We start from the raw sequence: 4,294 nt of genomic DNA, 5'->3' as shown, positions 1-4,294 counted from the left end.
AGCTCTAGGCCAAAGGCGGTATCGGTTTCTTTGATGTTTACAGCAGGAATATTTGGTGCGTAGTTTTGCATTCCGCCAAACCAATCTGGTTTTAGAAATTCATCAATGATGGATGGTAGATGTACTGTGTTTCTTTTTACTAAGTTCATAGCTTTATAATTTATGTTAAACATTTTTTTTACTTATGCTTAGCTTTAAACAAAGGATATACCAGTGTGTTTTTTAGGTCATTTTGACGGAAACTCATCGCTTTATTGGTAGTAAAAATGAAAAAATGACGGTTTTAACATTGTTTTAACTGACTAATTTTCAGTGTTATAATGGAAGTTAGAATTTAGAATTTAGAATTTAGAAGGTAGAATTTAGAAGGTAGAATTCAGAATTTAGAAAATAGAAAATAGAGAATAGATTTAAGGTCGTTGAATTCGCATTTGATGTCGTTGAATTGACATTTAATGTCGCCAGATTGAGATTTAATGTCCCCAAATTGAGATTTAATGTCGCCAAATTGAGATTTAAGGTCGCCAAATTGAGATTTAAGGTCGCCAAATTGAGATTTAAGGTCTCCAAATTGGCATTTAATGTCCCCAAATTGAGATTTAATGTCGCCAAATTGAGATTTAATGTCGCCAAATTGAGATTTAAGGTCTCCAAATTGAGATTTAAGGTCTCCAAATTGGCATTTAATGTCCCCAAATTGAGATTTAATGTCGCCAAATTGAGATTTAAGGTCTCCAAATTCGCATTTAAGGTCTCCAAATTGGCATTTAAAGTCTCCAAATTAGCATTTAAAGTCCCCAAATTGGCAATTAAAGCCCCCAAATTGCTATGTTTTTCAACATAATCACAATCAATTTAAAATCAAAAAACCTGCAAAAAACCTATAAACACTCTATTATGCTGCGTTGTAGCAATACTATTCAGACTTAAACCTGTCTAACTGGTCTGCAAAGGGTTGATTTTGTTTGTTTTTTTGGATTTTAGGGGTTTTTGCGCAAGGTTTTTGCCTCGGATTGCTCTGATTTTTATCGGATTGATTGCGTTGCATGGTGACGTCGAGTTCTATTCTTTTTCCTGATATGATAGCGACTTGACGGTTTGTGGTTTCAAAATCTACTCAAGAGAAGATAAGGTTATACAGACTGCTTTTTAAACTTGTCAGGTCAAGTGCAAAAATTCATCAGGACGAATTACTTATTTTACCGCGGTAAATTAGATAAGTTATGGCGGTAAATTGAATAAATTACCGCGGTAAATTTCTATCTTTGTTCTGACAAGTATTAATAGTAACTCTTATCCATTAAAAATATGGCTATACTCATTACGCCAATTGGAAAAACTAATCCAACGCAACCCGATGCACCGCTGCTTTATTACCCAAAAGCAACTAAAACAGGCGAAGTAGATTTAGAGAAAGTAACCGAAGAAATTGCTCAAGCTACATCGCTAACACAAGCTGATTGTTATGCCGCAGTCATTAGTTTAGTAAAAGTATTGGAAGACCATTTAGAAAAAGGCGAAATCGTTAGACTAGAACCTTTGGGCACGTTTCAAATAAGTGTAAAAGGAACTGCTAGTGATAGCGCAGCAGGTGTTTCTAAAGATAATGTAACTCGTGCTTCAATTATTTTCCGACCAGGAAAAAAGCTAAAAAAACTAGTAGGGAATTTGTCCTATGTTCGAAAAAAAATATCGTAATCTATTTTTTTCTACATTTAGGAGTTAAAAGTTAGCACTATGAAATGGGAAGCCAAAATCATAAAACACAAAGGTGAAATGCGGATAGCTGTTTTTTTTGAAAAAAACACCGATTTGATTTCACGTATAAAAAAAGTGGAAGGTTCACGATGGAGCCAGTCGAATGGTTTTTGGCATGTTCCTAATACTGTTGAAAATCAAATTAGGTTTAAAATAACAGTTAGTTTGCCCTCAGTGGAAGGTATTGAAGCGATAGAGAAATTTAAACAATATCTTCGCTCTAAACGGTATAGTGAAAGTACTATTACTACGTATAGTGAAGCTTTGAAATCGTTTTTTACTTTCTTTAATTCAAAAAGTATCAATTTGATTACAAATGAGGATATTATTTGTTACAACAATGATTATGTTTTGAAAAATAAACTATCTGCTTCCTATCAAAATCAAGTGGTTAATGCAGTTAAACTTTATTTCAAAACAATTAAAGACACTATGATTGAAGTTGAAAAAATACATCGTCCAAAACGAGCCAAGGTTTTGCCTAATGTGTTAAGCAAGGAAGAAGTAAAAAAAATACTCGAAGCAAATAGTAATTTAAAGCATAAAGCTATGCTCTCGATGATTTATAGTTGTGGATTGCGCCGCAGTGAGCTATTGAATTTAAAGTTTTCTGATATTGATTCTAAACGAAATATTGTAATCATAAGACAATCAAAGGGTAAGAAAGATAGAATTACACCATTATCTGCAAAAATATTAGATTTATTAAGGAGATATTATAAAGAATATAGTCCAAAAACTTATCTTTTTGAAGGACAAGAAAAAAACACCCAATATTCTGCTAGAAGTTTAGAGGAAGTATTAAAAAAAAGTGTTAAATTAGCTTCTATAAATAAACCTGTTACCTTGCATTGGCTTCGACATAGTTATGCTACGCATTTATTAGAAAGTGGAACCGATTTAAGATATATTCAGGAATTATTAGGACATAATAGCAGTAAAACAACTGAAATTTATACACATGTTAGTACAAAAAATATTCAGCAAATAAAAAGTCCTTTTGATGATTTATAAAAAAATAAAACGCAATAGCAATTGAGCAAAGCTACTAGAAATAGGTTAGCTTTGCTCAACTAAACAATAAAAAACTGAGCATATAAACAAGTTAATGGTAATGCTACGTTTACGTTAAATAAGACAATATGTGTGCTATAACATCAATTGTCCATCCATTACCTAACATTTTGTATCGTTGCGTATCGCTAACGTGATTTGTGTAATTATCAGGAACAGTTTGTAAACGTTCACATTCAATTGGTGTTAACCTTCTTATGTTTGAAGGATTTACCAATGTCATTCCATTTGCTTGTGAACCTTTCCAAGAGGTAGATAAAAATGTATTTGCTTTTTCATCTCCATTTTTAAAATTTGCTTTTTGTCTTTCATTTAATAAAAGCAAATTATCTTTTTGAACACTTGTAAGGCAATTTGTTTTACCATCGTTTCTTGGCTCAAGTTGTTGTTCAGTTGGTAATCCTGCAACTCTACTTTTTGGATTTTCGGGATTTCTGCCACGCATTGCAACGCATTGAATTTCTATTGCATTTGTATTTCCAGTATCTAAACAATAAGTTTTACCATCATTTCGAGATAATGGACCAGTTCCGCCTTTGCCAGTTTTTGAACTTCTTGGCATTGTATTATGAACCACTAAATCCATTTGCGAATGTAAACCGCCACTATTTCCACCAGCAGTAAAACAACGTGATTTTCGGTTGGTATCAATTATTATATTATCTGAAATATCAATTGCTCCGGAACTTGCATTTATACAACTTGCAATATCATTTTCAGTTTTGTAATTGATTTTACCATTATTGTAATTTGCTTTTCGGCTGTTCAAATAATCTAACATTTTGCCACTTAAAAAATACTTTTCATCAACTTCACTTTCTAAAATATCTTTTAGTAAAATCCCTTTGTCTTTTGGTTGTGGAATTGTGCATTTTAAATCTCCAAAAAGTCCATCAGGTTCAGCTGCAATATTTGTCCAATAAAGGCGTTTTCTGTTTTGTGCGGAAACGAGTGAAGAATTTATACGAATTGGATTTATTCCTATCGCTTGTGTTATAACTTTTTGCCATTTTGAACCCATTATAACATTTTCCAATAAAAACTTAACATCGGGATTGTATTTACGTATTTCGGTTAGTATTCGAATAAACTCCCAAAACAAATAAGATTGTCCTTCAAATTCAAAGTTTTGTGATTTAAGTTCTAAATAATGATCTAAAGTCAAAATCTCAATATTATCTTTTGTACTCATTCCTTTTCGTTTTCCAGCAAACGAAAAACTTTGACAAGGCGAACCACCAGCTAATAAATGAACAAAACCTATATCTGAACCTTTCACGTTCCTTACATCGCCAATTTGCATAGTGTTTGGAAAGTTTGCCATTGTAACTTGCATTGCATATTTATCAACTTCACTTGCAAAATATTTAGTTGGTATTTTCCCAATTTTATTTAAAGCTAATTGTAAGCAACTCATTCCATCAAAAAGAGAAACGGCTACAAAACCCGCACTACCATTAAT

Annotated in this window: 3 protein-coding genes and 1 pseudogene; 2 read left to right on the top strand and 2 right to left on the bottom strand. The window is 32.3% G+C overall.

Annotated features, from left to right (window positions below):
• Positions 1-376: 376 nt before the first annotated feature.
• A pseudogene (locus IAI56_RS16485) lies at positions 377-742 on the bottom strand (DUF4097 family beta strand repeat-containing protein); the annotation flags it as partial.
• Between the two features lie 566 nt (positions 743-1,308).
• On the opposite strand from IAI56_RS16485, the gene IAI56_RS15255 reads away from it, so the two are divergent.
• On the top strand, positions 1,309-1,698 hold the full coding sequence (locus IAI56_RS15255; protein ID WP_187658681.1) for an HU family DNA-binding protein: 390 nt from the start codon (positions 1,309-1,311) through the stop codon (positions 1,696-1,698).
• A gap of 39 nt (positions 1,699-1,737) precedes the next feature.
• Positions 1,738-2,772, top strand: coding sequence for a site-specific tyrosine recombinase/integron integrase (xerA, locus tag IAI56_RS15250; RefSeq protein WP_187658680.1), 1,035 nt, complete (start codon positions 1,738-1,740; stop codon positions 2,770-2,772).
• 109 nt (positions 2,773-2,881) lie between these two features.
• On the opposite strand, the gene dcm is transcribed toward xerA, so the two are convergent.
• A partial coding sequence (dcm, locus tag IAI56_RS15245; protein WP_222941028.1) for a DNA (cytosine-5-)-methyltransferase occupies positions 2,882-4,294 on the bottom strand: 1,413 nt, incomplete at its 5' end.

This window comes from Flavobacterium macrobrachii (genome assembly GCF_014486675.1).
In the GTDB taxonomy this organism is placed as follows: Bacteria; Bacteroidota; Bacteroidia; order Flavobacteriales; family Flavobacteriaceae; genus Flavobacterium; species Flavobacterium macrobrachii.
The sequence above is the reverse complement of the archived record's forward strand: the minus strand, read 5'-3'. Positions and strand labels throughout refer to the sequence as shown.